23 protein-coding genes are annotated in these 26,579 nt (G+C 62.7%); 13 read left to right on the top strand and 10 right to left on the bottom strand.

Going from position 1 to position 26,579, the window contains the following annotated elements; all coding sequences use genetic code 11:
- Positions 1-49: 49 nt before the first annotated feature.
- The 7 genes from ACN9MW_RS09015 (at position 50) to ACN9MW_RS08985 (ending at position 10,245) form a co-directional block, all read left to right on the top strand.
- The gene (locus ACN9MW_RS09015; protein WP_426170010.1) at positions 50-3,199 is read left to right on the top strand and encodes a glycoside hydrolase family 2 TIM barrel-domain containing protein; all 3,150 of its coding nucleotides are present in this window, start codon (positions 50-52) and stop codon (positions 3,197-3,199) included.
- Positions 3,196-5,565 (top strand): beta-galactosidase, encoded by a 2,370-nt coding sequence (locus tag ACN9MW_RS09010; RefSeq protein WP_426170008.1) that lies wholly within the window; start codon positions 3,196-3,198, stop codon positions 5,563-5,565. The genes ACN9MW_RS09015 and ACN9MW_RS09010 overlap by 4 nt, the downstream gene beginning before the upstream one ends.
- 102 nt (positions 5,566-5,667) lie before the next feature.
- The gene (gene dgoD, locus ACN9MW_RS09005) at positions 5,668-6,816 is read left to right on the top strand and encodes a galactonate dehydratase (RefSeq protein ID WP_426170006.1); all 1,149 of its coding nucleotides are present in this window, start codon (positions 5,668-5,670) and stop codon (positions 6,814-6,816) included.
- A complete protein-coding gene (locus tag ACN9MW_RS09000) occupies positions 6,810-7,760 on the top strand; it encodes a 2-dehydro-3-deoxygalactonokinase (protein WP_426170003.1) in 951 nt (316 codons plus the stop codon). Before dgoD ends, ACN9MW_RS09000 begins: the two co-directional genes overlap by 7 nt.
- A 1-nt stretch (position 7,761) precedes the next feature.
- A complete protein-coding gene (locus tag ACN9MW_RS08995; protein WP_426170001.1) occupies positions 7,762-8,418 on the top strand; it encodes a 2-dehydro-3-deoxy-6-phosphogalactonate aldolase in 657 nt (218 codons plus the stop codon).
- Positions 8,396-9,265: an SMP-30/gluconolactonase/LRE family protein gene (locus ACN9MW_RS08990; protein ID WP_426169999.1), complete on the top strand. Its 870-nt coding sequence runs from the start codon at positions 8,396-8,398 to the stop codon at positions 9,263-9,265. The genes ACN9MW_RS08995 and ACN9MW_RS08990 overlap by 23 nt, the downstream gene beginning before the upstream one ends.
- 32 nt (positions 9,266-9,297) lie before the next feature.
- On the top strand, positions 9,298-10,245 hold the full coding sequence (locus ACN9MW_RS08985) for a LysR substrate-binding domain-containing protein (protein WP_426169996.1): 948 nt from the start codon (positions 9,298-9,300) through the stop codon (positions 10,243-10,245).
- 6 nt (positions 10,246-10,251) lie between these two features.
- Here ACN9MW_RS08985 and ACN9MW_RS08980 read toward each other — a convergent pair whose 3' ends face one another.
- The 4 genes from ACN9MW_RS08980 to ACN9MW_RS08965 form a co-directional block, all read right to left on the bottom strand.
- Entirely contained in the window at positions 10,252-11,520 is a 1,269-nt protein-coding gene (locus tag ACN9MW_RS08980) for a DUF2264 domain-containing protein (RefSeq protein WP_426169994.1), read from the bottom strand.
- Between the two features lie 13 nt (positions 11,521-11,533).
- The gene (locus ACN9MW_RS08975; RefSeq protein WP_426169991.1) at positions 11,534-12,667 is read right to left on the bottom strand and encodes a glycoside hydrolase family 88 protein; all 1,134 of its coding nucleotides are present in this window, start codon (positions 12,665-12,667) and stop codon (positions 11,534-11,536) included.
- Between the two features lie 96 nt (positions 12,668-12,763).
- On the bottom strand, positions 12,764-15,649 hold the full coding sequence (locus ACN9MW_RS08970; protein ID WP_426169988.1) for a TonB-dependent receptor: 2,886 nt from the start codon (positions 15,647-15,649) through the stop codon (positions 12,764-12,766).
- Positions 15,650-15,678: 29 nt separating this feature from the next.
- The gene (locus ACN9MW_RS08965) at positions 15,679-17,001 is read right to left on the bottom strand and encodes a BNR repeat-containing protein (protein ID WP_426169985.1); all 1,323 of its coding nucleotides are present in this window, start codon (positions 16,999-17,001) and stop codon (positions 15,679-15,681) included.
- A gap of 158 nt (positions 17,002-17,159) precedes the next feature.
- On the opposite strand from ACN9MW_RS08965, the gene ACN9MW_RS08960 reads away from it, so the two are divergent.
- Complete coding sequence (locus tag ACN9MW_RS08960) at positions 17,160-17,480, top strand: hypothetical protein (protein ID WP_426169982.1); 321 nt, start codon at positions 17,160-17,162, stop codon at positions 17,478-17,480.
- Here ACN9MW_RS08960 and ACN9MW_RS08955 read toward each other — a convergent pair.
- Positions 17,465-18,478 (bottom strand): helix-turn-helix transcriptional regulator, encoded by a 1,014-nt coding sequence (locus tag ACN9MW_RS08955; protein ID WP_426169980.1) that lies wholly within the window; start codon positions 18,476-18,478, stop codon positions 17,465-17,467. The two genes, ACN9MW_RS08960 and ACN9MW_RS08955, sit on opposite strands and share 16 nt — an antisense overlap.
- 39 nt (positions 18,479-18,517) lie before the next feature.
- On the bottom strand, positions 18,518-18,724 hold the full coding sequence (locus ACN9MW_RS08950; RefSeq protein ID WP_426169977.1) for a hypothetical protein: 207 nt from the start codon (positions 18,722-18,724) through the stop codon (positions 18,518-18,520).
- 143 nt (positions 18,725-18,867) lie between these two features.
- On the opposite strand from ACN9MW_RS08950, the gene ACN9MW_RS08945 reads away from it, so the two are divergent.
- Positions 18,868-19,764: a 5'-nucleotidase gene (locus ACN9MW_RS08945; RefSeq protein ID WP_426169974.1), complete on the top strand. Its 897-nt coding sequence runs from the start codon at positions 18,868-18,870 to the stop codon at positions 19,762-19,764.
- On the opposite strand, the gene ACN9MW_RS08940 is transcribed toward ACN9MW_RS08945, so the two are convergent.
- Entirely contained in the window at positions 19,690-20,466 is a 777-nt protein-coding gene (locus ACN9MW_RS08940) for a pseudouridine synthase (RefSeq protein ID WP_426169971.1), read from the bottom strand. The two genes, ACN9MW_RS08945 and ACN9MW_RS08940, sit on opposite strands and share 75 nt — an antisense overlap.
- Before the next feature lie 144 nt (positions 20,467-20,610).
- On the opposite strand from ACN9MW_RS08940, the gene ACN9MW_RS08935 reads away from it, so the two are divergent.
- A complete protein-coding gene (locus tag ACN9MW_RS08935; protein WP_426169969.1) occupies positions 20,611-21,393 on the top strand; it encodes an EAL domain-containing protein in 783 nt (260 codons plus the stop codon).
- Position 21,394: 1 nt separating this feature from the next.
- On the opposite strand, the gene ACN9MW_RS08930 is transcribed toward ACN9MW_RS08935, so the two are convergent.
- A complete protein-coding gene (locus tag ACN9MW_RS08930) occupies positions 21,395-22,162 on the bottom strand; it encodes a S1 family peptidase (RefSeq protein WP_426169967.1) in 768 nt (255 codons plus the stop codon).
- A 154-nt stretch (positions 22,163-22,316) separates the two neighbouring features.
- Between ACN9MW_RS08930 and ACN9MW_RS08925 the strand changes: the two genes are divergently transcribed.
- A complete protein-coding gene (locus tag ACN9MW_RS08925; RefSeq protein ID WP_426169964.1) occupies positions 22,317-22,970 on the top strand; it encodes a DUF6445 family protein in 654 nt (217 codons plus the stop codon).
- A gap of 61 nt (positions 22,971-23,031) precedes the next feature.
- Here the strand turns inward: ACN9MW_RS08925 and ACN9MW_RS08920 are convergent, their stop codons facing one another.
- A complete protein-coding gene (locus ACN9MW_RS08920; RefSeq protein WP_426169962.1) occupies positions 23,032-23,472 on the bottom strand; it encodes a MarR family winged helix-turn-helix transcriptional regulator in 441 nt (146 codons plus the stop codon).
- A gap of 117 nt (positions 23,473-23,589) precedes the next feature.
- Here ACN9MW_RS08920 and ACN9MW_RS08915 point away from each other — a divergent pair, with 117 nt between their 5' ends.
- Both ACN9MW_RS08915 and ACN9MW_RS08910 read left to right on the top strand, forming a co-directional pair.
- A complete protein-coding gene (locus tag ACN9MW_RS08915; protein ID WP_426169959.1) occupies positions 23,590-24,564 on the top strand; it encodes an alpha/beta fold hydrolase in 975 nt (324 codons plus the stop codon).
- Between the two features lie 34 nt (positions 24,565-24,598).
- Positions 24,599-25,015, top strand: coding sequence for an organic hydroperoxide resistance protein (locus ACN9MW_RS08910; protein WP_426169956.1), 417 nt, complete (start codon positions 24,599-24,601; stop codon positions 25,013-25,015).
- A gap of 606 nt (positions 25,016-25,621) precedes the next feature.
- On the opposite strand, the gene ACN9MW_RS08905 is transcribed toward ACN9MW_RS08910, so the two are convergent.
- The gene (locus tag ACN9MW_RS08905) at positions 25,622-26,422 is read right to left on the bottom strand and encodes a hypothetical protein (protein ID WP_426169953.1); all 801 of its coding nucleotides are present in this window, start codon (positions 26,420-26,422) and stop codon (positions 25,622-25,624) included.
- Positions 26,423-26,579 lie beyond the last annotated feature (157 nt).

Here is a 26,579-nt window from a genome sequence, read left to right as displayed (position 1 = left end):
TTGTGCTGCCGGATACCGTCCAACACACAAAACTACGAGACAAGCACCAATGACGACACCGCGACTCCCCGCCCTGCTGGCCCTGGCCAGTGCGCTGGCGACAGCCTTCCCCCTGGCCGCCAGCGCCGCTCCCGCAAGCAAGTATGCCGAATGGGAGCAACCGGAAGTGGTTCAAGTGAACCGCGAGCCGATGAAAACCACCTTCTTCAACTTCGAACGGCGCGACCTTGCGCTGAAGGGCGACAAGGCGGCTTCGCAGTATTACCTCTCGCTGGACGGCACCTGGTCGTTCGCCTACTCCCGCAATCCGGAATCGCGGCCGGTCGATTTCTACAAGCCCGGCTTCGACGTGAGCCGCTGGAAAACCATCCAGGTGCCTGGCATGATGCAGGCGCAGGGCTACGGCCAGCCCCTGTTCAACAACAGCGACTACCCTTTCCCGCCCAACCAGCCTTACATCCTGCACAGCATGAACGAGGTGGGCTCCTATCGCCGCAACTTCGACCTTCCGGCCAACTGGGATGGGCGCGATGTCTTCCTGCACATCGGCGCGGCCGGCGCCGCCTACTACATCTGGGTCAACGGCCAGCGGGTCGGCTATTCGGAAGACTCCAAGCTGCCGTCGGAATTCAAGCTGACGCGCTTCCTGCGCCCCGGCAGCAATACCATCGCCATCGAGCTGTATCGCTTCGCGGACGGCTCCTACCTTGAGGACCAGGACTTCTGGCGCGTCTCCGGCATCGAGCGCAGCGTCTACCTGTATGCCGAGCAGAAGGCTCACCTGCGCGACTACGTGGTGCGCGCCACCCTGGACAAGGCCGCCTACCGCGACGGCGAATTCACCCTGCAGCCCGAGTTTACGGGCGCCGCACAGGGCAAGCTGACCGCCACCTTGCTGGACGGCGACAAGGCCGTGCTGTCGCTCGAAAGCGGCGTCCACGGCGGCAAGGCTGCGCCGCTGCGCGGCACCGTGCCCGGCGTGCGCCAATGGTCGGCCGAGGCGCCCAACCTGTACCGCCTGCTGCTCGAATTCCATGATGCGAAGGGCGCGCTGGTGTCCTCGACGTCGCGCATGGTTGGCTTCCGAACCGTGGAGGTGAAGGATGGCGAAGTGCGCGTCAACGGCAAGCGCATCATGATCAAGGGCGTCAACCGCCACGAACATGACCCGCAAACCTTCCACGTCATGTCGGAAGAGTCGATGCGCAAGGACATAGAGCTGATGAAGCAGGCCAATATCAATGCAGTCCGCACTTCGCATTACCCGAACGATCCGCGCTGGTACGACCTGGCGGACGAGTACGGCCTGTACGTGATGGACGAAGCAAACATCGAGTCGCACGAGTACATGGGCATGGGCGACCACGCGCGCAACATCCCCAGCCAGCGCGAAAAGATCCAGCTGGGCTACCAGCCGCACTGGGCGGCCGCCCACCTGGACCGCGTGAGCCGCATGGTACAGCGCGACCGCAACCACCCGAGCGTGATCCTGTGGTCGCTGGGGAACGAGGCGGGCACCGGGCCGAACTTCGAGAACGCGGCCAAATGGATCCGGGAACAGGATCCGGAACGCCTGATCAGCTACCTTGGTCATGGCACCATCGGCGAGGAGCATTTGCCGAACGATTACGTCGACATCTACGCGCCGATGTATGACCCGATCGAAAAAATGATCGACTACGCGCAGGACCCACGCTACAAGCAGCCGATGATCCAGTGCGAGTATGCGCATGCGATGGGCAATAGCCTCGGCAACTTTGAAGACTACTGGCAGGTGATCCGCTCGCACCGCAAGCTGCAGGGCGGCTTTATCTGGGACTGGGTGGACCAGGCCATGCTGCTCAAGGATAAGCAGGGCCGCAGCTACTGGGCGCAGGGCGAAGACTACGGCCCGAATCCGCGCAAGGACATGTCGGAAGTCGGCGATGGCCTGGTGCAGGCGGACCGCACGCCCGATCCTGAGTATTACGAGGTGCAAAAGGTTTACTCGCCGGTGGTCTTTGAAGGCGATCCGGCGTCCGGGCGCCTGAAAGTCGTCAACCGCTATGACTTCGCAGACCTGTCCGGGTTCGACTTTGACTGGTCGATTGCGCGCGACGGCACGCAAGTCGCGGGCGGATCGCTTGCTGGCGTCAAGGCAGCCGCACAGACGTCTGCCGATGTATCGTTGAACTTGCCGAGGCTGGAACGCGATCCGCGCTTCGAGTACGTGCTGACGCTGCGCGCCAAGGCCCGCGACGGCGCCATTCGCGGCGTTCCGGCCGGCATGGTGCTCGGCTTCAGCCAGTTCGTGCTGCAGTCGCCAACCGCTGCCGCCGTTACGGCGGGCAACGGCGCCTGGGTTGTGCCCGTACGCGCCGGGAACAGCGTCGAGCTGCGCGCGGGAGGCTCAGTGCTGGAGGTCGATGCGGCTAGCGGCAAGCTGGCCTACTCTGCAGGCGGCAAGCAATTGCTGGCCGGCGGCATGCCCTACTTCTGGCGCGCGCTGACGGAGAACGACCTCGGCACTGGCCTCAACAAAACCCATACCATCTGGAAGCAGTTCAGCGAGGAACGCAACGTGCGCTCCTTCGATGTCCTGAAAGACGGCGTGCGCATCGAATACATCTTCGGCGCCGGCTCCGCGCGCTGGGACGCCACCTACCGCATGGACAGCAAGGGCGCCGTGCAGGTTACCGCCACCTTCGCCCCACTGCGCGGCGACCTGCCGGACCCGCTGCGCATCGGCATGCGCTTCGACAGCAATCCTTCCCTGGACACGGTGGAATGGTATGGCCGCGGCCCACAGGAATCGTATAGCGACCGCATCACCGGCGCGCCGCTTGGCCGATACAGCGGCAAGCTGGCCGACCAGTACCACAACTACATCCGTCCACAGGAAAGCGGCAACAAGACCGGCGTGCGCTGGCTGACGCTGAAAGGTGGCGGCAGCGGCCTGCAACTGCGCGGCACGCAGGCGCTCTCGGTCAACGCCCTGCCATTCCCATACGAGGACCTGTACCCGCGCCCGCGCGGCACCTGGCATAGTTCCGACATCCGCCCGCACGGCGACGGCTCGCTGCTGGTTGACGCGGTGCAGACCGGCGTAGGCGGCGACACCGGCTGGAGCCAGGTAGGCCGTCCGCACACGCAATACCGCATCAAGCTGGAGCCAACCACCTACCAGTTCACCATCACGCCGCAAGGAGCCGCGCAATGACAAACCAAACCCGCCGCCGCGTCCTGGCCGGCGCCGCAGCAAGCGCCGGCGCTGCCTTGCTGCCCATGTCCGCCACCGTGCATGCTGCCGCCAGCGCGCGCTTCAGCATCGGCAAGGACGATTTCCTGCTCGACGGGAAACCGCTGCAGATCCGCTGCGGAGAAATGCACTTCGCCCGCGTGCCGCGCGAATACTGGCAGCACCGCCTGAAAGCCATCAAGGCCATGGGCCTGAACACCGTCTGCGCCTACCTGTTCTGGAACTACCACGAATGGCGCGAAGGCCGCTACGACTGGGGCGGCCAGCGCGACGCCGCCGAATTCTGCCGCCTGGCGCAACAGGAGGGCTTGTGGGTCATTCTGCGCCCCGGCCCTTACGCCTGCGCCGAATGGGAGATGGGCGGCCTGCCCTGGTGGCTGCTGAAAAAGAGCAGCAGCGACGCCTTCCTGCGCACCCGCGACGAAGCCTTCATGAAGCCGGCCAAGCGCTGGCTGGCGGAAGTCGGCCGCGTGCTGGGCGGGCAGCAGGTCACGCGCGGCGGCCCTATCCTGATGGTGCAGGTCGAAAACGAATATGGCTTCTTCAGCGACGACCTGGAATACATGCGCGGCATGCGCCAGGCCCTGCTCGACGCCCAGTTCGACGTGCCGCTATTCCAGTGCAATCCGACCAATGCCGTCTCAAGCACCCATATCCCGGAACTGTTCTCGGTAGCGAACTTCGGCACCGATCCCGATGCAGGCTTCAAGGCACTGAAAGCCGTGCAGCAAGGCCCGCTGATGTGCGGCGAATACTATTCCGGCTGGTTCGATACCTGGGGTAACCCGCACCGCCGCGGCGCCGCCACCAAGGCCGTAGCCGATATCCAGCAGATGCTGAAAGTGGGCGGCTCCTTCAGCCTGTACATGGCGCATGGCGGCACCACCTTCGGCCTGTGGGGCGGCTGCGACCGTCCCTTCCGCCCCGACACCAGCAGCTACGACTACGACGCCCCGATCGGCGAAGCGGGATGGACCGGCGAAAAATTCCAGGCCTACCGCAAAGGCATCGAGCCGTTCCTGCAGCCCGGCGAAACACTGCCTTCGCCACCGGCGCGCCAGCCTGTGATGGCGATTCCCGCCTTTACGCTCAAGGAATCGGCTGCGGTCTTCGCCAGCCTGCCGCAGGAAGCGATACGCGACAAATCGCCGCAGCCGATCGAGCAATACGACATCAGCCGCGGCATGGTGTCCTACCGCGTTACCCTGCCTGCCGGCCCGGCCGGCAAGCTGACCGCCGCAAAGGTGCGCGACCTGGCCTGGGTACATGTCGACGGCAAGCTGGCCGGGACCTTCGACACCCGGCACCGCCGCTTCAGCATCGACCTGCCCGCGCGCGACAAGCCCGCCACGCTGGAAATCCTGCTGTACACCATTGCCCGCGTCAATTTCGGTCCCGAAGTGCACGACCGCAAAGGTTTGCACGGCCCGGTGCAATACCAGCCGAAAGGCGCCGCGCCGGTCGCCTTGGAAAACTGGGAAATCCGCGCCATCGACTTCGACGCCGACGGCGTGCTGCCGCCGCTGCAATGGAAACAGCAGCGCGCGCGCGGGCCCGCCTTCTGGCGCGGCAGTTTCGACGCGGCCAAAACCGCCGATACCTTCCTCGACATGTCGGCCTGGGGCCAGGGCGTTGTCTGGATCAACGGCCGCTGCCTGGGCCGCTACTGGAGCATCGGCCCGACGCAAACCATGTACCTGCCCGGCCCATGGCTGAAACGGGGCCGCAATGAAGTCGTGGTGCTTGACCTGACCGGCCCGCAGCGCGCCGAATTGCGCGGCCTGGAAACCCCGATTCTCGACCGCCTGCAACCGGAACGCGACCTGCCCCGCCCTCCGAACAAGGCCAAGCCCAAGCTGGAAGGCGTCACGCCTGCCTACAGTGGCCAGTTCCAGCCCGGCAGCGCCACGCAGGACGTGCGCTTCGCCGCCCCGGTCAGCGGGCGCCAGTTCTGCCTCGAATCGCTGGATGCCTTCGACGGCAAGCAATACGCAGCCGTGGCCGAAATCTCGCTGCTGGACGCCAAGGGGCAGCCGATCAACCAGTCCGCCTGGACCATCGCCTACGTGAGCAGCGAGGAAGGCAAGCGCGAAGACGGGCAGGCGCTGAACGCCATCAATGGCCAGGCCAGCGATTTCTGGCACACCGCGTTCGCAGGCAAGACCCCGGCGCCAACCCACCCGCACCGCCTGGTGATCGACCTCGAGAAGACCGTCGAAGTGGCCGGCATCCGCTATACGCCGCGCCAGGGCGACGACAAGGTGACGGGCCGCATCAAGCGCTTCAACGCCTACGTTGGCGCGCAGCTGGTGGACCCGGGGGAATAAGTCGACGTTATGCCCAATCGATATACAAGACGATAAATTTCTCATATTTCTGAACTAGCTCGCCAAGATAGACTTGCCTTACCACTTCACAAACGAACAAAAATGAAGATCACAAAACTGACCACCTACCGCATTCCACCGCGCTGGATGCTGCTCAAGATTGAAACAGACGAAGGCGTAGTCGGTTGGGGCGAACCGGTCATCGAAGGCAAGGCACGTACCGTGGAAACCGCCGTCCACGAGTTCTCGCAATACCTGGTGGGCCAGGACCCGCGCCGCATCAACGACCTGTGGCAGGTCATGTACCGCGGCGGCTTTTACCGCGGCGGCGCCATCCTGATGAGCGCCATCGCCGGCATCGACCAGGCGCTGTGGGACATCAAGGGCAAGGCCCTCGGGGTGCCGGTGTACGAGCTGCTGGGCGGCCTGGTGCGCGACCGCATGAAGACCTATAGCTGGGTAGGCGGCGACCGCCCGGCCGACGTCATCGCCGGCATCAAGACGCTGCGCGAAGCAGGCTTCGATACCTTCAAGATGAACGGCACCGAGGAATTCGGCATCATCGAAAGTTCCGCCGCCGTGGATGCCGCCGTCACCCGTATCGCCGAGATCCGCGAAGCCTTCGGCAACCAGATCGAATTCGGCATCGACTTCCACGGTCGCGTCGCTGCGCCGATGGCCAAGGTGCTGCTGCGCGAACTGGAACCTTACCGCCCGCTGTTCGTCGAAGAACCGGTGCTGGCGGAACAGGCCGAGTACTATCCGCGCCTGGCCGAATCGACTTCGATTCCGCTGGCGGCCGGCGAACGCATGTTCTCCCGCTTCGAATTCAAGAACGTCTTCCAGGCCGGCGGCATTTCGATCGTGCAGCCCGACCTGTCGCACGCCGGCGGCATTTCCGAATGCCTGAAGATCGCCGGCATGGCGGAAGCTTACGACGTTGCCCTGGCCCCACATTGCCCGCTTGGCCCGGTTGCGCTGGCCGCCTGCCTGCACGTCGACTTTGTGTCGTACAACGCCGTGCTGCAGGAGCAGAGCATGGGCATTCACTACAACAAGGGCGGCGAGCTGCTCGACTACGTGGTGAACAAGGAAGACTTCAAGATCGAGAACGGCTACATCAAGCCGCTGCCCAAGCCAGGCCTGGGTGTGGTGGTCGACGAACAGCGCGTGATTGAAGCCAGCCGCAATGCGCCCGACTGGAGTAATCCGCTGTGGCGCCATCCTGACGGCAGCGTAGCGGAATGGTAAGCAACGCCAACACCGCCAGCCTGCTCGCCCTTGACTGGGGCAGCACCAGCCTGCGCGCCTTCCTGCTGGGCCCCGGCGGCAAAGTGCTGGCGGAACGCAGCAACGGCAAAGGTGCGTCCACGCTGTCCGGCGCGACGGCCTTCGCGGCCGCGCTGGACGGCGTTGCCGGCGACTGGCTGGCTGCGCATCCGCGCTTGCCGGTTCTGGCCTGCGGCATGATCGGCAGCCAGCACGGCTGGCGCGACGTGCCATACGCTGCCTGCCCTGCAAACGCCAGCGCGCTGGCAGCCGGCATGCTGGCCAGCCCTGGCGCCGAAATCTCCATCGTTCCCGGCATGCTGTACGACGACGGCGCCCTGCCGCCCGACGTGATGCGCGGCGAGGAAACTCAGGTGGTTGGCGCCCTGCAACTGCAACCCGCGCTGCGCGACTCATCCTGCATCGTCATGCCCGGCACTCATTCCAAATGGGCGCAAGTGTACGACGGCCGCCTGATGCGCTTCGCGACCCATATGACGGGCGAACTGTTTGCCGTGCTGCGCACCCATTCCGTGCTGGGCCGCCTGATGGGCAACAGCGAAACCTTCGCCGAACATGCCTTCGTCGCCGGCGTCGAAGCCGCGCGCGATTACGGCCATCTCGGCATGAGCCACCAGATTTTTGCAGCACGCACCCTCGGCGTCACCGGCCGCGCGCCGGCCAGCGACCTGGCTGATTACCTTTCCGGCTTGCTGGTCGGCCACGAACTGCGCGCCGGCCTGGCTTGGCGCGATGCGGCCGGCCTGGCGAGTGCGCCGCTGGCACTGGTCGGCAGCCAGGTCCTGTGCCGGCGCTACGCGCTTGCCCTGCAATGCTTCCACGCCGCGGCGCCGCTGCTGCTCGATAACACCGCTCCCGCCGGCCTGTACCACCTGGCACGCGCCGCCGGCATGCTCAAGGATTGAAATGACCGCACCTTCCGCCACACCTTTCGAAACCGCCTTCAAGACGCTGCCCCTTGTAGCCATCCTGCGTGGCGTCCAGCCGCACGAGGTGGAAGCCATCGGCGCCGCCCTGTATGAAGCTGGTTTCCGCCTGATCGAAGTTCCGCTCAACTCCCCGCAGCCGCTGGATTCCATTGCCCGCCTGGCGCGCAGCCTGCCGGCCGACGCCGTGCTGGGCGCAGGCACCGTCCTGACTACCACCGCCGTGCAGGAAGTGCGCGACGCCGCTGGCGCGCTGATCGTGATGCCGCATTCCGATACCTCCGTGATCCGCGCCGCCAAGGCAGCCGGCATGTTCTGCGTACCAGGCGCCGCCACGCCGACCGAAGCTTTCGCGGCCGCCCACGCCGGCGCCGATGCGCTCAAGCTGTTCCCAGCCGAACTGGTGACGCCGACTGTCATGCGCGCCATGCGCGCCGTGCTTCCGCCTGCCTTGCCGCTGCTGCCGGTGGGCGGCGTCACGCCGGGCAGCATGGCCACCTGGCGTGCCGCCGGCGCCAGCGGCTTCGGCCTGGGTTCGGCGCTGTACCAGCCAGGCCTGGATGCCGCAGCCGTAGCCGAACGAGCCAACGCCTTCGTCACCGCCTGGAGGCAGGATGGAACAGCACGCCCAGCCTGAAACGCTCCTGCCCAACGCCCTCATTGGCGCACTGCTCTGGCACGACAGCTGTTGGTGGTGGAGCGATGCCGCCACGCCGGCCCTGAAGGCCTGGGGCGGCAAGGGCGCCCCGGAAAACAGCCGCTTGCCGGAACATCTTGCCGCCTTCGCCTTCTGCCGCAGCGGCAAACTGCTGCTTGGCCTCGACAAATGGCTGTACCTGGCAGAACGCACCCCGCCGGGCGCCCTGAAACTGGCGCGCCGCCTGCCCCTCGCCATCGCCGCCGTCGATCCCGCCGAAGCACGCACTCGCATCAACGACGGCTGTGCCGACCGCCACGGCAACTTCGTCCTCGGCACTGCCAACCTGAATCCCGACTCTCCTCCCATCGGCAGCTTTTACCAGTTCTCGCGGCGTTTCGGCCTGCGCCGGCTGGCCTTGCCGACAGTCGTTGCCGCGCATGGAATCGGCTTCAGCCCCGATGGCGGCACGCTGTACTTCGCCAGCGGCGACGGCCGCGAAGTACTGGAAACTACGTATGACCCGGCACGAGCCGAAGTCGGTAGAATCAAACGGTTCGCCAGCCTGGGAGATGCCCGTGCCGGCGGCCTGGCGCTGGATGCCGGCGGCAACGTGTGGATTGCGCTGCGCGAAGAAGGACGGCGCGGCCGCCTGGCGCAATTCACCGCCGACGGCACGCAGTTGCGCGAACTGCCGTTGTCGGCAACACAACCCTCGCGCCCGGTCTTCGGCGGACTGGGGCTGGAACAACTGGCAGCAGGCGCCCTTGACGGCGGCTTGCACGCCATCGAGATACCCGGCGTGCAGGGATTGGCCCCGTCCCTGTTTGACGACGCCGCTGATTGACGCTGCCGGGGAGCGGCCCTATTATTGTCCGCATGTCAGATCCACGCTCGGACCGATTTGTAAGGTCCCACCTGAAAACGCGCCACCTGGTGCTATTGGTCGAATTGGGCCGGCACCGCTCGATCCTGCATGCAGCGCAGGCGGCAAACCTCACCCAGCCCGCGGCATCCAAGCTGCTGGGCGAGATCGAACACGCACTGAACGTCCAGTTGTTTGAGCGCCTGCCGCGAGGCGTAGTGCCGACGTGGTACGGCGAAGTAATGATACGGCGCGCCGGCACCGCGCTGGCAGAAATGGATGCGGCGCACCAGGAAGTGATGGAACTGGTCTCGGGCCTTTCCGGCCGCGTTTCCATTGGCACGGTGCTGACGCCTTCGGCCGGCCTGGTCACCGACGCCGTCAAGCTGCTGAAGAACCGCACCGCCAAGGTGCAGGTATCGATTACCGTCGACACTTCCAAGATTCTTGTCGAACGCATGCGTGCCGGCGAATTCGACCTGGTGATCGGGCGCCTGCTCGATTCCAACGTCGCTTCCGAGTTCAATTTCGAGCCGCTCACCGACGAGCCGCATAGCCTGATCGCCGCAGCCGACCATCCCTTCGTGGGACGCAAGGACCTGCAACTGGCCGACCTGGCGCGCGAACCCTGGGTGCTGCCGCCGGCCGGCAGTATCCTGCGCGACCGCCTGACGTCGATGTTCCTGTCTCAAGGCCTGGAGCCGCCGACCGAAGTGGTGGAAACGCTCGCCATGCCAGTGGTAGTCAACCTGCTGCCGGGCAGCCGCATGATCGCGGCCATGCCGGAGGAAACCGTGCGGCCTTACCTGGATGCCGGCCTGCTGGCCGTGCTGCCCTGGGACCTTGGCCTGCGCATGGACATGTACGGCATCGTCACCCGCAAGCGCCACCGCCTGTCGCCGGGCGCGGAAGCCATGCTGGTAGCCCTGCGCGATGCCGCGCAGGCCCGCTACCGGCGTTAAGCCCCTTCAATAGCTGACGTGGTAGTCCTTCGGGAATTTCTTGCCCCCGAAGGCCTTCTTCTGCGTCCAGTCCTGCGCTGCCGAGGTCCAATACGAATCGTCGGCCGGCAAGCCAAGCGCCAGGAAGCTCGATGCGGCGATATACATGCTGCCGTTGTTCGAGTACCAGTCGCCCAGTTCCGGCTGGTGTCCCGCAAAGCCGATGGTCAGGTAGCCTTCTTTCGTAAAATTGCTTGGCTCCGTCCAGATCGCCTTGTGCACGCCCATCATCGCAGCCCGCACCTGGCCTTCCGGCAGGCTGGCCGGCAATTGCTTGCGCCAGGCCAGTAGTGCCAGCGGCTGGAAGGCGGCGGTACGGTAAGTCAGCGAGCGGCCGATCGGCGGGAAGGTGCCCTGCGGCGAAATGAAACGTTCCAGGTGTTCGCCATAGCGCTGCATGCGCTTTTGCGCCTGCGCCAGCAGGTCCGCCGGCTTGCCGTTCCAGAACGGCCCATTGGCCCGGGCGAGCACTTCGAGGATCTCCACCAGCATCGGGTACATCACGAAGGAGTTGTAGTAGTCGAAGTGGAAAGTTTCCCCATCCTTGATCCAGCCGTCTCCCACGTACCATTCGTTGACCTTGCGGATCGCCACGTTCATGCGCATCGGGTCGTACTGCTCTCCGATGGAGAGCAGGAAGGCTTCGTTCATGGCCGCGAACAGCATCCAGTTGATGTACGGCGGCTCGATGCGGCGCAGGCCCTTGATTTCATCGATGATGCGTTGTTTGGTGGCGGCGTCCAGCGGCTCCCACAGCGCTTTTGGCGCGCGCATCAGGGCATTGGTGAAGTAGGCGGAATCGACCAGGGTCTGCCCGTGCACTTTCCACGAAAGGTAATCCGGCGATTTCGGGTCGACGGAGTGCGTGTAGCTTTGCAGGGCTTGTTCGCGCAGGCGCTTGCGGGCGCGGCCTTCTGCGCTGTCGTCGTCGGGAAGCGCCAGCCAGGGCGCCATGCCGGCGATCAGGCGGCCGAAGCACTCCAGGTAGGCCACACCGGAATCGCGGCCGTCCCAGGTAGGGCTAAGTTCCAGGGCGAATTTCTTCTTCAGCTCCCCCTTCGACATACTGGCCAGCACCGGATCGGCCATCTTTTGCAGCAGCCCGGCCATGTACGCGCGATCGCCGCCCGGCGCCCCAGCAGCAGCCGCGCCAGCGCCAGCCGCAAGAGCCGTGGCCGGAGCTGCGGCCGCTGCTCCCCCAGCCAGCAGGCCGCGCATGAAATTACGTCGTTCCATCCTGTGTCTCCTTCTATTTGTTTTTATCGATGTAGCGCACCATTTCGGCGGCCGCGAGCAAATATGCGCCGACGCCGAAGTGCGCGGTCGAATTCCTGTCCACCACCTGCCCCGGAATGGCGCGATCGCCGATCGGCTGCACATAGCCGATCTTGCCATCCGGTTGCAGCGCCACGCTTGCCAGGTAGCCCCAGCCCTTCAGTGCGACCGGCGCGTATTCGGCGCGGTCCAGCAGGCCATTATTGATGCCCCACAAATAGCCGTAAGTGAAGAAGGCCGTGCCGCTGGTCTCGGGACCCGGAGCATGCTGCGGATCGAGCAGGCTGCGCGTCCAGTAGCCCTCCGTCTGCTGCGCCTTCTTCAGCGCCGCCGCCATGCCCTGGAACTTGCGCACGTATTCCTCGCGATGCGGCGCGTCCTTCGGCAGGTCGTGCAGCACTTTCGCCAGCCCGGCAAACACCCAGCCATCGCCGCGCGCCCAGAAGTCCTTGCGTCCGTTGACGCTCTTGTGGGCCGGGTACGCGTAGCGTGCGTCGCGGTAGTACAGTTTTTCATCCTGGTCGTACATGATGCTGTTCGAATACTGGAAATACTCGTGCAGTTTTTCCAGGTACTGCGGATTGCCCGTGATGTTGTACAACTTGGTCATCACCGGCATCACCATATACAGGCCATCCGCCCACCACCAGTAATCGTTGCGCGCGGTCGACATCTGGTACTCCATCACCTCGCGGGCGCGGGCGATTCGTGCCGGGTTCTTGTCGAGCTGGTACAGGTCCGCGTAAGTCTGGAAGCAGATCTGCCAGTCGCCAAACAGCACGTGATCGTCGGTCTCGCCGTAGGTCAGCTTCCACTGTGCCTTGTCGGTCGATTTGGCGCCCTGCCACTGGTTATGCTGCGCCCATTCCAGCGAGTACTTCAGGTAGGCCTGGTTGCCGGTGATGCGGTACGCCTCCATATTGCCGGTGTGGTAGGCCGCCACATTCCAGAACGACCATTCCCTGGCCGGCGTGTTGGCCTGCCAATAAGTGTTGACCTTGTCGATGATGCCGACAACTTCCTGCCGCTGCGGCACCGTCGGCGTGGAAGCGCAGCCGTTTCCCAGCGCGGCCGCAAAAAACAGAAAAACTGTGTGGATTAGCTTCATATTTTCGATAGTCCATATTCGAAAAAAGCCGAAGACACTTGCGTGCCTTCGGCGAAGGAGACCGGGAGCGGGAGAGAGTAGACCGCCCCAGGTTTGTTACAGCTTGCCGCGCAGGCCGATCTTGATCGTCCGGCCGTCGTACTTCGCGTAGTCCATGCGGGTCTTCTTGCCGCTGCCGTACTGGCCGGTGGCATCCTCGAAATAATCGTACGACAAGGTGTTCGACAGGTTCAGCGCGTCGAGGCGCAGTTCCAGGTTGTCGTTGATCTTGTAGCTGATATTGCCATCGAGGTAGCCGCGTGCCGCGCGCCAGCGGATCAGGTCATCGCCGTTATTCTTCGGATTGTCGCCGTGCAGGCTGCGTCCCTTGTAGTTGTAAGAGAAGCGAATCGCCAGCGGACCGTTTTCGTAATAGGCGGTGGTGCTGTAGGCATATTTCGGCACCGAGTTGACCTCGATCTCCCTGCCCGCATTGGTGATCCACTTTGCGCTGTTGAACGGATCGATGTGGGTGTAGCTGGCCAGCATGCCGAAGCCCTTGTAAGGCGCAGGCAGGAAATCGAAGTCCTGCTGGTACGACAGCTCGTAGCCCTTCAGCACCTGGCGTCCGGCGTTGCTGTAGGTGCGCAGCGTCATCGGCAGGTTCGGGTCCACGCGGCCATCCGGCCCGTAGAAGATCGCGCCCATCGCGGTGTCAGGCAGACCCAGAGCGCCGAAGGTGGTCTGGGTCGTGCTGGACACGGTGGCATCGGTCAGCACCTTGCGGAAGTACGCCGCCGACAGCAAGCTGCCCTTGCGGAAGTACCATTCCAGGCTGGTGTCCATGTTCTTCGACTGCTGCGGACGCAGGTTCGGATTACCCGCCGTGGCCGAGTTGTCGAACGGGTTCGGCACCACGGTCTGCGCTGCGATGATCGACAGCGAAGCACGGGAAATGGTCTTGCCGAAGGAGGCGCGCCACATCAAGTCTTCGGTCACGTCGAAGGCGCCGCTGATGGCCGGCAGCAGGTTATGGTAAGAGCCGCTTTCCTGGTTAGGCTGGTAGGTGCCGCCGGCGCCGGTCTTCTTGAAGTTGTCGATATCCAGCTCGGTGCGCGAATAGCGCACGCCTGCATTGATCCGCAAGCCGTGGCCCAGCACTTCGCCCTTGAAGTCCGACTGCACGAAACCGGAGGTCACTTTCTCGGTCGCGGTAAAGCTCTGTGCCGGGGTAAAGGTCGCCTCGGTGTTGTACGCCAGCGGATCGAAAGTCGAGTAGGTGTAATCGCGGGTGAAGGTTCCGAACTGGTGCGGCCAGCCGGCGCTCATGTCCAGGTTGCTGATCGGCAGGTCGAACACCATGCCCTGCCGCATGCCGGTGTTGCCCAGGCTATTCAGCTTGGCCGTCATATCTGACGTGGCATTGCGCTTGTGGACGCCCTTCTCGGTTTCCACGTACACCAGGCCCGTTTTCAGGTGGCCGGTCCAATCGCCCCACAGGTTGTAGTCCCAGTCCGCGATCACGCGGCCCTGGCGGCCACGGTCGGTCTCGCGCGTCAGGCCGGTGCCGATGCCGAAGCCGGCATAATTGGCCGGGTTCAGGTAATCGCTGGTCGACGAAAGCGACGGATAAACGTGGTCGCTGCCATAGTCGATGGTGGAGGTGATGCCGAAAATCTGGCCGGACAGCGTGTCCTGGTAGCTTTGCGCCTTGCTGCTGTTGACGCTCAGCTGACCGGTCAGCGACAGCCTGTCGTTGGCTTTCCAGTTCGCGTTCAGCGACGCGTAGCTGAACTTCGTCTCGTCTTCGGTGTAGGTGACGCCGCTGCTGTACGAGGTATTGCCGAAGGTGCCGGTCAACAGGTTCGAACCCGGATCGATGTGGACGTTGATCGGCACCAGGCCATTGTGGCCGGCCGTGCCCGGAGGCGCGCTAGGGTTGGTGGTCTTGCTGTTGCGGATCAGGATGCCGTAATACAGCTCGTCGCGCGAGTTTTTCAGCTTGGAGTACATGGTATCCAGGCTGACGTTCAGCGTGCTGTCTTTGTACTGCAGCGAAGAGACCAGGCCATCGCGGCTGCGGTCATTGGACGAGCCGTAGAAGCGGTAGATACGCGGCAGCAGCGCATTGTCCACCTGGTCGCGCGTGTAGCCCGACAGGTTGGCGCGCGGATCGTCGTAATCGAGCTGCATCGCGAAGTTGCCCTGCACCGGCGTCTTGCTGCCGCGCGCCGAGCTGTTATAGCCGCCGGTCGCCTCGAAGCCGGAACGATTGTTCATCGCCTTCGAATGCGCAGCGCCGACCAGGAAGCCCCAGTTGCCCCAAGTCTTGGAGAACAGGCCGAATGCCGCCGGATCGGTCTTCTCGGACATGGTGTTGTACGCGCCCGTTACCGAATAGCGCACCGCGCCTTTGGGATTATCGAACGGGCGCGGGGACTGCAGGTCCACCACGCCGCCCATGCCCCCTTCCGGCAGTTCGGACAGCGGCGACTTGTAGAAGTCCACGCGGCCGAACAGTTCGGAAGCAAACACGTCGTAGTTGAAGCCGCGCGCTGCGTTGCCGATGGAACCGGTACTGGTGGTGTTCACCGGAGCCCCATTCAGCGTGGTGACCGAATACTCCGTCGGCAAGCCGCGAATCGAAATGCGCTGCCCTTCGGCCGAACTTTCATCGCGGTTCAGGATAATGCCCGGCACGCGCTGCAGCGATTCCGCCACGTTCGACTCCGGGAACTTGCCGATGTCTTCCGCCACGATGGAATCGCGCACGCCGATTGCCTGGGCTTTCAGGTTCAGGGCCTTCTGCAGGCTGGAACGGAAGCCCGTCACCACCACAGTGTTGGCCGCATCCACGTTTGCCGCAACGTCGCCCGAAGCAGCAGCTGCCGCGGGTGCGGCCGGTGCTGCCGGAGCTTCTGCCGCCTCCTGCGCCATGGCCCCAGTGCCATATGCTGTTGCCAATGCCAGGGGCACCAGCGTTGCAAGAACTTTCTTCCTCATTTCTTATGTCTCCCTTGTTAACTTCTTTTTTAACGAACCTGCTTTGACACCTCCCAGTCCAGCACACGCACCGGTTCTGCCGGCCGCTGCGCAACGCCCTCCCCGTCCACTTGCGACACCTTCTGAACGAACAGGCTCAGGATGCCGCGCGATTTCCACAACTCGCTGTCGAACGTCGGCTCCCATTCGCCGACCGAAGTTTCGGACAAGTCGTGCACAGACCACTGGAAAGACTGGAAATCCTCGATGACTGCGACCGACACCTTGCTGCCGCGCTCTTCGTCGCGAAATACCACCAGGCCGCCTTTATCGGCCAGCAGCAACTGCGGCCGTGCCATCGGAATACGTTTGGTGCCGCCGCCTGACAGGCTGAAAGCCGTCTTGTGCAGCGGTAGGGTGCGCGCTTCCCAGCGCTGCCCCGTATTGAATACCACGCGGTACTGGGGAATCGCGCTGCCGGCATCCCGCCAATATGTCGCGATATAAGGACGGCCTTCCGCATCGGCGGCCATCGAAGTCTGGTTGATCAGCTCACTGCCCTGCGGGATGCGCAAGGCATATTCCGCGCTGGCCGCAGTAATGGGAAGCCTGTATGGCGTCCCGTCCGAATGTTCCCAGCTCTTGCCGCCGTCGCGCGAGCGGGCATAGGCCAGGTCATGGTTGCTCGCCACGTCCGGCGACTCGCGCCACACCCAGGACAGGTGCAGCACGCCGCGGCCGTCGGCGTGCGCCTGCCAGTACGCGTTGCGCCGGCCCTCGCCGTCGATCAGCTTGTCCTGCAGGCGTTCCCACTTCGAGCTGGCGTGGCGATAGCGGTTCATCACCAGGTTGCCGCGTCCCGACGCGCCATCGCGGTACAGGAACAGCAGGTCGCCATCGGGCAGGCGATAGAACTCTGGATAGCTCACGGCCTGTTCGTCGCGCCCCACCATTGCCAACGGGTCGCCCAGTTCCAGTCCACCCGGCGCCTTGCTGCGGGCATAGCGCAAGGGATTGTCGTGGTGGTCCCAGGCCACGTGCAGGTAGCCCGCCCCGTCAACCATGATGCTGATGCCGTTGTGCGCGTCCTCGGCCTTGCCCCGGAATGGGCTGCGCTGGACCGTCCAGTCGCTGCTGTCCACACGCCGCCTGGCCAGCACCACGTAGCGCTCGGCGTCGTAATAGGCGGCGTACTGCATGCCATCATGCGTAACGAGGGAATTCTTGCGGAATACGGTCACGTTGACCGAATTATTGGCCCATCCGGGACCAATGGTGGATTGCTTGATGTCGATTGCTTGCGCGGCCGGAATGCACAGCGCGGCCAGCATCGCCGCAGCTATTGCCTTCCATTTCCTCGCGAATGATTTCATGGTCGAGTTGCAATCGTTAAATAAGCCGAAATCATTCTATGCAATTAGAAATATGAAACCTATATATTCTTTCGAAGTTTCTAGATCAAAAGCATATAGCTCATTTCAGTACTTATAGCCGGGCGCGCTGAAAAGTCCAGGAGGGGTAGCATTCTGGAATGGCTAAGGACGGCAAACAGCAGCTCGACCATGCGGTCGACGATCTTGAACATGAGGTTCCGAGCAAGGCGAAGCGCTTCATCGAATGGGCGCGCTCGGACCGTGCGCGCTGGGTGCGGATTCCCCTCGCCCTGGCGTTGATCACGGTTGGGATAGTGGCGCCGTATATGCCGATTGTGGGTGTGGAAGATGTGCCAATCGGCTTGCTGCTGCTGTCCTACGACATTCCCTTCCTGCGCAAGCCGATGGCAGCCCTCATCGAGTGGCTGATCGGCCTGTGGCGGCGGCTGCGGGGCAAGTCAGCTCAGCGCCGGTCCTGATATGCGGCGGCCATGCGCTCGGCAGTCTGCTTGATTTCTTCCCGCAGGTCGGCCGGTTCGTACACCACCACCCCATCCCCAAAACCCAGCAGCCACCAGGTCAGTGCACGGGTTCGCGGCACTGTGGCGATCAGGCGCAAATGGTCTGCCGATTCGCTGTACAGCACCTGGTCCTTGCTCAAGGGTGTTTCAGCCAGGTGTTCGCCGGCCGCGCGAGCGAACACCGCTTGCAGGCGGATCTCGCCGCCGTTCGCAATGCCGAACTGTCCTTCGGCAATGAATGCATCGATATCGAAGCCGGCTTTGCGGCGCGCCGGCAGGAACAGCATTTCCGCCTGCTTCACGCGATGCAGCGCAATCGTGCGCGCATCCTCATAATCGGAAAACATGCAGACCAGGTAGACCGTGCCGGCCTTCTGCACGATGGCCAGGGGATGCACCGATTCGTAGACAGTCGGCGCGCTGCCATCGCGCTTCTGGTAATGCAGCTTGAGCTGTCGATCCTTCATCAGCGCATCGTAGACCGTGCGCTGGCATTGCTCGTCCACTTCCGCCGGCAGCAAAGGCTGCGCCGACGGAATGCTGCGCACCTTGCCAAGCCATGCCTTGGTTTGCGTGCTTTCATCAATTGCCGCCAGCGTCTGGGCCGCTGCGGAAAAGTGCGGCTGCAGCGCATCCAGTGTCGAAGGCGGAAGCTGCCGGTGCAGGTACTGCTCCACCATCGTCAGCGTCAGCGCTTCCGGCACCGACATTCCGGGCAGGCTGAAAATTGCGCCATCGCGCCGCCAGCTCCATTTGAATGGCTTGGCCGATTCATCGACCATCAGCGGAAACACCGATTCCAGCGCCTTCAGGTCACGTTCGACCGTGCGCTTGTCGATCGGGTACTCCGCCTGCGCCAGGCGTTCGGTAATCTCTGCGGCCGTAATGCTCAATGGTGCGCGCGGCACCAGCCGCAGCATATTCCATTGCCGGAACATGGAGTCCTTGGAAGCCATCCGATGAATGCTCAGTTATCAAGAATTTCATTGTAGCAATTATTTAAGCCGCGCGCCCCGCATGCCGCTTGGCGTCACGACGATCTCCCACACATCCAGCTCCTCCAGCCGCCCGGCCAGTGCGCAGGCGCGCCGGTAGCCAAGCCGGAACCGGACTTGCAAGCGCGATACCGGACAGGCCAGCAAGCCGCCGCGCGCCGCCTCCAGCGCACGCACAAAATCGATGGCCCCTGCGATCTCGTTCATCGTGAATTTCCCGTCTCCCAAACTGCGCTCCCTCTATTCAATGAAGATGCCGCAGTATCGGGCGCGCTTCCGACAGCCCATGTCGCAGACGCTGCGACACAATCTGTCGCAGCGTCTGCGAAAATAGGCGCAAGGAGGAAAACATGAAGCTAGTCGTTGCCATTTCATCGCGCGCCCTGTTCCAGCTGGACGAGAGCCATGCCATCTTCGAATCCCAGGGCGTGGCGGCGTATTGCGCCCACCAGCGCGAAAACGAACATGTGGTGCTGGAGCCGGGCCCTGCCTTCAACCTGGTGCGCAAGCTGCTGGCCCTGAACAAGGGCGCGCCGGCATCGCCGCTGGTGGAGGTGGTGCTCCTGTCGCGCAACAGCGCCGACACCGGCATCCGCATTTTCAACTCCATCGAGCACTACCAGCTCGACATCAAGCGCGCCGCCTTCTGCTCCGGCGCCAGCACGCACCGTTATGTGGAAGCCTTCGGCGCGCAGCTATTCCTGTCCACCAACCCGGACGACGTGCGCGAATCGCTGGCCCAGGGCCACGCCGCGGCAACCATCCTGCCTTCGCACCGTGAAGACGACACCGGCCAGTTGCGCATTGCCTTCGATGGCGATGCAGTGCTGTTCTCCGACGACTCCGAGCGCATTTACAAGCAGCTTGGCCTTGACGCCTTTGCCCGTAATGAACGGGAAGCAGCGCACAACCCGATGCCGGGCGGCCCGTTCAAGAACTTCCTCGGGGCACTGCACGCGATCCAGGCGGCGCATGGCGCCGACGATGCGCCAATCCGCACTGCGCTGGTCACTGCCCGCTCGGCGCCGGCGCACGAACGCGTGATCCGCACCTTGCGTGCCTGGGACATCCGCATCGATGAAGCGCTGTTCCTCGGCGGGATGCCCAAGGGTGCGTTCCTCAAGGCCTTCGGCGCCGATATCTTCTTCGACGACCAGACCATGCACTGCGATTCAGCGCGGGAGTTCGTCCCAACCGGGCACGTCCCCTACGGCATCGCGAATGCCGCTGTCGCCGGGGAAAATTGACAGCACCTGCAGGAAGCTGGCTTCCGGTGCGGCGCTGAGCTCCAGCAGTTCGCCCGTCGCCGGGTGCCTGAACGACATGCCGACTGCCGCCAGCATCAGGCGGCCAAAGCCGAAGCGCTCGACGAAATAGCGGTTATGGCGCCCCCGTCCATGATTGGCGTCGCCGATGATCGGATGGCTGATGTGCTTCATATGGCGCCGCAACTGGTGGCGACGGCCGGTTTCCGGGAACAGCTCGACCAGGCTGTAACGGCTGCTGCTGTAGCCTTCAATCGCGACCGGGATTTCCGTCGTCGCCAATCGGCGGAAGCGAGTCACTGCCTCGCGTATCGGCGCCTCCTCATCCTTGCAGCGGCGGTCCTCCGGCTCTTCCCGCAGCGGGTGGCCGATAAGGCCTTCTTCCGGCGCCCAGCCACGCACCATGGCGAGGTAGCGCTTATGCACTTCGCCCGCCATGAAAGCCTTGCCGAGCACACTGGCCGTTTGCTGGTCGCGCGCAAAGACCAGCAAGCCGGAGGTCGGCCGGTCCAGGCGATGCACGGCGTAGACGTACTCCCCGCCATTCATCTCGCGCGCGTACTGCAAGGCGAATTCGGTTTCATGCGGATCGATCGGGCTGCGATGCACCAGCAAGCCGGCCGGCTTGTGCACCGCCAGCAGCCATTGGTCGCGGTAGAGTTCTGTAAGGGGATTCTGTTTCATTGCAGGCAGTATTTTCCCACAAGCACGGTCCAGCACAGGCTTGTTCTGAGTATTGTGCAGTTGGATATGCCGAAACCTTCGTTCACTTGGGGGATGGCTGCGGCGTAGACTGGGCTCCACCCCCGTTATTCCGAGGAGCCTCAAATGCGCTACCCAGCCTTGAATGACTATCTGGATCGTCTTGCGACCAGCGAGACGCCATCCAGCAGCCTGCGCCTAAGCGGCGACGACGAAGTACAGGGACATATCTTCAACTGCTGGCTGGGTAGCGTCTTCCACCCAATCCGCGAGCTCGGAAGCGGAAATGTAAGCGGCTATGCCGGCCGCGTACGAGCCGTCACGGACGAAGACCAGGGGCTGCCTTTGTGGACCTACCTCGATGGCGCAGCAAGCGACGACGAGTCCGTTGCCTTGGATCGCATGTGCCGCACGCTCCACGCGATCAATTTCTTCAGCAAGGAAACCGTCGACGGCCAGGCATTGCACCTGAATGTGCATGACCGCCTTCTCAGCGCCGTGAGCAGCAACCACGGCATGGCGTTCCGCCGCATCCTCGACTCCCTGGGCCTGCCGCTGGACCAGATCGTCCTGCAACTGCCCGCAGTGAATGCGCGGCAGAACTGGATGCTGAACTACGTCGCCGACAATTACCGCCGCAACGGCTTCCGCATATCAGTGAAAGTCGCCACCCCATCCCAGTTGCCAGCCATCCTCGGCCCCGCACGGGTCGACGCCGTGCGCATCGCCAGCCTGCACGGGGCGGGCGCCGCCGAACTGACGCAAGTCCTCGCACAGGTCGCATCGCTGAACGTGCAAGTGCTGGTCAAGGACGACACTCCCGCCCTGCGTGAAGCAGCCGCCCGCACCGGCGCACAGGTGCTGGTGCAGGACAACGCAAGGCGCGGGCCTGACCGCCTCGCCGCCTAGCTTATGGCAGCACCACAAAATTGCCCAGGAATGAACGCGCCGACGGGGTGTCGAGCCGATAAATCACATTGCTTTGCACGCAGGGCGTATCGCCAGTGATGGTGGTACCAGCCAGCATCTTCAATTCGGCCGTGCCGCTGCCAAAGAAGTTCGGACCGCCTGAATCGCCGTAGCAGGTGCCGCCATTGCCGACCGCATTGTTCTGCGACAGCCGCAACCAGCTATCGTTTAAGGTGCCGAAGCCCGACACCGACCATTCACGCGTATCCTGGTAGGCGATGGTCCAGCCGCCCTTACCGTCGAAAGTCCGTTCCTGGCCACCGTAGCCGACCGCCGTATAGCTGGTGTTGGCCAGCAGGCCGTTGGCTTTCAGGGTATCGAACAGGCCCAGGGTGGGCAACTGCGCAGGAGCCACGTCCGGAATCGGCCGGTCGAACACGATGACGGCAATATCGTGCGGATCATTCTGCTGCGCGCGGTATTCGGGATGAGCGTGATACTGCCCCATGTACATGAGCGCCGAATTCAGCACCTTGCTGTCGAACGTCACCTTCACCGTTGCCACGCCGGGATTGCAATGCGCGGCCGTCAGCATCACCGTGGGGCTGATCATGGTGCCGGTACAGAACGCGTAAGCCGTACCCTTGCTGTCGTAATCGACCAGGGCCCCGACCTGCGGGTGCTTGCTGCCGTCGGCCTGGCCGTAGGTGATTGCCTGGGCATGGGCGGCGGCCAGCAGGGCCAGCGCTGCAAATGAACACTTCATCATAGTGCGTCATCTCCTTGGAAAGGCCCTCTTGAGGCCTGGTTATGGACGATATTGCATGCAAATCTTGCAACCCGGCGCGCCGGCGTGTCAATCCGAACACAGTACGCGCGTTAAGAAGACGTTAAAACGCTGTTTTCTTGCTACGCTCTTGGCCATGCTGCCAATCCTCCCCTACCGCAAACCCCAGTTAGGCCGTGACTACTGGGTGCAGGACGACTTCCTGCCCAACGCCGAAGAAATCGCACAGCGCTGCTACACCCAGGAATACTGGGAACTGGGCGCGCCCTACGCCAACGAGCCCTGGCCCGGCAAGCGCACGCCGAACGCGCTTACACCAGCCGAGATGGAGTACGTGGAAACGTGGGTGAAGAAGATGACCGGCGCCAAGCGCCTGTGGCAGGAAGCGACGCCCGAAGGCACGTCGTTGAACCACAACTATGCACAACTGGTTGGCATGCCCGATTCCGGCGCCCGCCCGCACACCGACTCGACCAAGCTTTGTCGCTACGCCAGCGTGATCTACCTGACGCCGGACCCCGATCCCGATTGCGGCACCTCGTTCTACCGCCAGCGCCAGCCTAACGGCACGCTGGGCGGCAACCTGTGCATGCCGCCGCATGCCAACCTGCGCGAAGCCTTGAAGGTAAAGGGCCTGCCTCCGGAAGCATGGCAGGAGGACGTGCGCGTGGAGAATCGCTTCAATCGCATCCTGCTGTACAAGGCAAACCTGGTGCACTCCGCCACCGGATACTTTGGTTTCGACCACGCAGACAAGCGCCTGACGGCGGTCTTCTTCTGGATGGCCTGAGCCGATAGCCCCAACGCCTGGCGGTAACCCGCCAGCACTCCGGCCCTGCAACGATCCAGGCTTAAGGGCCGGCTGCGTTCATGAGGTTTGTGCGCAAATTGACGATCGCCTTTTGCAGCACACGAAACTCCTCAGGCGACAGTCCGGCCGCCTTTGCCGTCGTCTCGCGATAGTCGAAGGCTTTCTCCCGCAGCTGGCGCCCTGCCTCGGTCAACGATACGCGCACGCTGCGTTCGTCCTCACTATCACGTTCCCGCGTTACGTAGCCCATTGCCTCGAGCCGCTTCAGCATCGGCGTCATCGTGCTTGGCTCGAGGAACAGCTTCTCGCTCAAGCCCTTGACAGTCTGCTTGTCCTCTTCCCACAGGCAGATGATGGTCACGTACTGCGGATAGGTCAACCCAAGCTCCTCCAGCACGGGCTTGTACACGCGCGAATACGCCAGGTTGGTTGAATAAATGGCAAAGCACATGAAGTCGCCGAGCCTGGCCCTATTGCTCATTTGACACCCCGCTCAAATTAATTATCGAAATAATGATTATCGTACTTGAAAAACTGCGCAGACCGGGATATAGTTATCTCACAAATCATTATCACGATAATTAATTCGGAGAAACAAATGAAACAACTGATCCTCGCCGCAGCCTTCGTGTTCGCCTTTGCCGGCCAGTCGCAAGCAGCCCAAAAGGAACTCGCTGCCTTCCAGACCATCAAGCAGATCGACGCCGGCCCGCTGAATGTTGGCTATGTGGATGAAGGCCCGGCCAATGGCCCGGTCGTGATCCTCCTGCACGGCTGGCCTTATGACATCCACAGCTATGCCGAAGTGGTCCCGAGGCTGACCAAGGCAGGCTACCGCGTGATCGTTCCGCACCTGCGCGGTTACGGCACGACGCGTTTCCGCGATCCGAATGCCGTACGCAATGGCGAACCTGCCGCGCTGGCCGCCGATACGGTGGCACTGATGGATGCACTGAAGATCGACAAAGCCATCCTGGCCGGCTACGACTGGGGCGCGCGTACCGCCGACATCGTCGCCGCATTGTGGCCGCAGCGCGTGAAAGGACTGGTTTCGGTCAGCGGCTACCTGATCGGCAGCCAGGAAGGCGGCAAGAATCCCCTGCCCCCGAGCGCAGAACAGCAATGGTGGTACCAGTTCTATTTCGCCACGGAGCGCGGCCGCATCGGCTACGAAAAGAACCATCGCGACTTCGCCAAGTTGATCTGGCAGACCGCATCGCCGCAATGGCGCTTCGATGACAAGACGTTCGACCGCAGCGCCGCCGCTCTGGAAAATCCGGACCACGCCGCCATCACGGTCCACAACTACCGCTGGCGCCTCGGCCTGGCACAGGGCGAAGCGCAATACGAAGCACTGGAAGCGCGGCTGGCTACCTTCCCCGCCATCACCGTGCCGACCATCACCATGGAAGGCGACGCCAACGGCGCACCGCACCCCGATCCGGCGAGCTACGCGAAGCGCTTCACCGGCAAATACAAGCACCAGCTGATCTCGGGCGGCGTAGGCCACAACCTGCCGCAGGAAGCACCGCGCGCCTTCGCCGATGCCGTGATCGCAGTCGACCATTTCTGATTCCCTCCCCAACCAACCGAAAGGAATACACACCATGAACAAGATTGAGAACGTCCTCTACACCGGCAAGACCCGCACCACCGGTGGCCGCGATGGCGCCGCACGCAGCGAAGACGGCCGCCTCGACATCAAACTGTCGCCTCCAGGCTCCAACGGCCCGGGAACCAATCCGGAACAGCTCTTCGCGGCCGGCTGGTCGGCCTGCTTCATCGGCGCCATGGGACGCGCGGCCAAGGACAAACGCTTGCTGCTGCCAGCCGATACGGCAGTCGACGCTGACGTCGACCTGGGTACCATTGAGGGCGGCTTCCAGCTGCAGGCACGCCTCAATGTGAGCTTGCCTGGCCTGGCGCGCGAAGTCGCGCAAGAGCTGGTTGAGACTGCGCACCAGATTTGCCCGTACTCGAAAATGTCGCGCGGGAATATCGATGTGACCATCAACCTGGTGTGAGTCGTTACAGAAGAAAAGGCCGCCCCTCGAGGCGGCGTTTCAGTATGTACGCTCGCGCAATGGATACCGAGAGCGAGACTTTGAATCGTGCTGAGGATGCTTTGTTTTGCCGAACATTCAGCTCACGCTACCCGTTCAAAAGGGCGCTCCTCATCCGCCCAACCAGCCTCGTCAGAGCGCAATCTCCAACCTGACCAGTTTCGATAACGCGCCGCACGAAGCGATCTTTGTTTGCTTGTATATCAGCGACCAAATTCAGTGACACTGACTTTCCTCGCATCTCATTTCTTAAACGATTTCACGGTGGCTGCAAAGACGGTTGAGTCGATGGACCGCTTGTGGCCGGGATTGTTGGCGCCGGCACTGAGCTCAAAGGAAGCTTGTGACGTAGAACAAGCCCTTCAATAAGAGATTTACTGGGAATCCAATGGCGAATGCATGCCAATTCGACCGCAGTTCAACCTGTTCTGCAGCACAATGCGAATACTGGAACTGCGAAAAGGAGTTTTTTCATCAACATGTCCGTACGTGCAGTCGCGAACCAGCGACAGCAATGCGGTTTGCTTAGCACTAAGCATGTCACTGCATATTTGTTAACCGCCGCAATCACTTTCTTCTATCCAGCTTGAGTTGGATTTCATCGTCGATCTGTTTACTTATGCCACCTCCGTGCATTTGAATGAGGGTCTGCTCCATCGCTGCATTGAAACTCTGCTGGAATTCAATCTCGCCCTGGGCAGGCGCGTCTCCAGTGAGGATTTGTTCAATCCCGTATTTTGCATACGTACTCTCATTAGCTCGAATTACATATTCAGGAAGCAGGCCAGGAATCATCAAAGCGTACCGTCCGTGCCGTATGCACATCTGTGCGACAGCGTCGCCGTCAACGGCAAAGGAATTGCGCGTCTTGATTGCGACCATATTGGCGCAGGTTGGCATTGCCTCAACACGCCGAAGGGATGTCACTGCAAGACATTCGAATGGATCATGAAGACCTGAGGCGACGGCTTTCCAACAGTCAGATGACGCAGCATCAGGAGAAAAACCGTGCGTGCCTGCGCGACTCGCGCCGGCGACTAGCTGCAATGCAGAAGGGTCTGCTTTGAGCGCAGCCCGCAAAATTAGCCTAGTAGCCAGCACATCTCTGCGCACTGGCGATCTTAGCGGTTTCGCCTTTGGCCTCAACAGCAAATCAGCTAAGGCCAATTGAATGGGTGCTTCATCAAGATATTCGGCAAAGGGGTACCAAGCATCAAAGGCCTTTTGATAGGCCCCTGCATCACGAAGTGCAGCGCCCTTTTTATAGAAAGGACTGTCAAGTAGCGAGGTTTCCTTTGCGTGGACCGCGAAGCAGCTAGCCCCCAGTAATGCCAGCAGCGGCATAAGAAATGATTGGATCAGTTTCATATCAATTGAAATCTTAGCACGCCACTATCTTTGCCTCCCCAAGCACTTGAAACTCCAGATGATTGAGGAAGCCTGAGAAGACTTGAAGAGTAGAATGGAGCGCTCGGCCTCCGCGAGCGAGCCAGCCAGCCATGCCGCAGCAGCAACCTGCCGCTTG

Source organism: Pseudoduganella sp. R-34 (assembly GCF_049904655.1).
Classification (GTDB): Bacteria; Pseudomonadota; Gammaproteobacteria; order Burkholderiales; family Burkholderiaceae_D; genus Rugamonas.
The sequence above is the reverse complement of the archived record's forward strand: the minus strand, read 5'-3'. Positions and strand labels throughout refer to the sequence as shown.

Excerpts from the sequence above, each read along its gene's own strand:
- ACN9MW_RS08975 (WP_426169991.1), bottom strand. The coding sequence starts at position 12,667 with ATGAAGCTAATCCACACAGTTTTTCTGTTTTTTGCGGCCGCGCTGGGA.
- ACN9MW_RS08995 (WP_426170001.1), top strand. The coding sequence starts at position 7,762 with ATGACCGCACCTTCCGCCACACCTTTCGAAACCGCCTTCAAGACGCTG.
- ACN9MW_RS08930 (WP_426169967.1), bottom strand. The coding sequence starts at position 22,162 with ATGATGAAGTGTTCATTTGCAGCGCTGGCCCTGCTGGCCGCCGCCCAT.
- ACN9MW_RS08945 (WP_426169974.1), top strand. The coding sequence starts at position 18,868 with ATGAAGCTAGTCGTTGCCATTTCATCGCGCGCCCTGTTCCAGCTGGAC.
- ACN9MW_RS08955 (WP_426169980.1), bottom strand. The coding sequence starts at position 18,478 with ATGGCTTCCAAGGACTCCATGTTCCGGCAATGGAATATGCTGCGGCTG.
- ACN9MW_RS08915 (WP_426169959.1), top strand. The coding sequence starts at position 23,590 with ATGAAACAACTGATCCTCGCCGCAGCCTTCGTGTTCGCCTTTGCCGGC.
- ACN9MW_RS08935 (WP_426169969.1), top strand. The coding sequence starts at position 20,611 with ATGCGCTACCCAGCCTTGAATGACTATCTGGATCGTCTTGCGACCAGC.
- ACN9MW_RS08990 (WP_426169999.1), top strand. The coding sequence starts at position 8,396 with ATGGAACAGCACGCCCAGCCTGAAACGCTCCTGCCCAACGCCCTCATT.
- ACN9MW_RS08985 (WP_426169996.1), top strand. The coding sequence starts at position 9,298 with ATGTCAGATCCACGCTCGGACCGATTTGTAAGGTCCCACCTGAAAACG.
- ACN9MW_RS08965 (WP_426169985.1), bottom strand. The coding sequence starts at position 17,001 with ATGAAATCATTCGCGAGGAAATGGAAGGCAATAGCTGCGGCGATGCTG.
- ACN9MW_RS08970 (WP_426169988.1), bottom strand. The coding sequence starts at position 15,649 with ATGAGGAAGAAAGTTCTTGCAACGCTGGTGCCCCTGGCATTGGCAACA.
- ACN9MW_RS08960 (WP_426169982.1), top strand. The coding sequence starts at position 17,160 with ATGGCTAAGGACGGCAAACAGCAGCTCGACCATGCGGTCGACGATCTT.
- ACN9MW_RS09015 (WP_426170010.1), top strand. The coding sequence starts at position 50 with ATGACGACACCGCGACTCCCCGCCCTGCTGGCCCTGGCCAGTGCGCTG.
- ACN9MW_RS08925 (WP_426169964.1), top strand. The coding sequence starts at position 22,317 with ATGCTGCCAATCCTCCCCTACCGCAAACCCCAGTTAGGCCGTGACTAC.
- ACN9MW_RS08910 (WP_426169956.1), top strand. The coding sequence starts at position 24,599 with ATGAACAAGATTGAGAACGTCCTCTACACCGGCAAGACCCGCACCACC.
- ACN9MW_RS08940 (WP_426169971.1), bottom strand. The coding sequence starts at position 20,466 with ATGAAACAGAATCCCCTTACAGAACTCTACCGCGACCAATGGCTGCTG.
- ACN9MW_RS08920 (WP_426169962.1), bottom strand. The coding sequence starts at position 23,472 with ATGAGCAATAGGGCCAGGCTCGGCGACTTCATGTGCTTTGCCATTTAT.
- ACN9MW_RS08905 (WP_426169953.1), bottom strand. The coding sequence starts at position 26,422 with ATGAAACTGATCCAATCATTTCTTATGCCGCTGCTGGCATTACTGGGG.
- ACN9MW_RS09010 (WP_426170008.1), top strand. The coding sequence starts at position 3,196 with ATGACAAACCAAACCCGCCGCCGCGTCCTGGCCGGCGCCGCAGCAAGC.
- ACN9MW_RS08950 (WP_426169977.1), bottom strand. The coding sequence starts at position 18,724 with ATGAACGAGATCGCAGGGGCCATCGATTTTGTGCGTGCGCTGGAGGCG.
- ACN9MW_RS08980 (WP_426169994.1), bottom strand. The coding sequence starts at position 11,520 with ATGGAACGACGTAATTTCATGCGCGGCCTGCTGGCTGGGGGAGCAGCG.
- dgoD (WP_426170006.1), top strand. The coding sequence starts at position 5,668 with ATGAAGATCACAAAACTGACCACCTACCGCATTCCACCGCGCTGGATG.
- ACN9MW_RS09000 (WP_426170003.1), top strand. The coding sequence starts at position 6,810 with ATGGTAAGCAACGCCAACACCGCCAGCCTGCTCGCCCTTGACTGGGGC.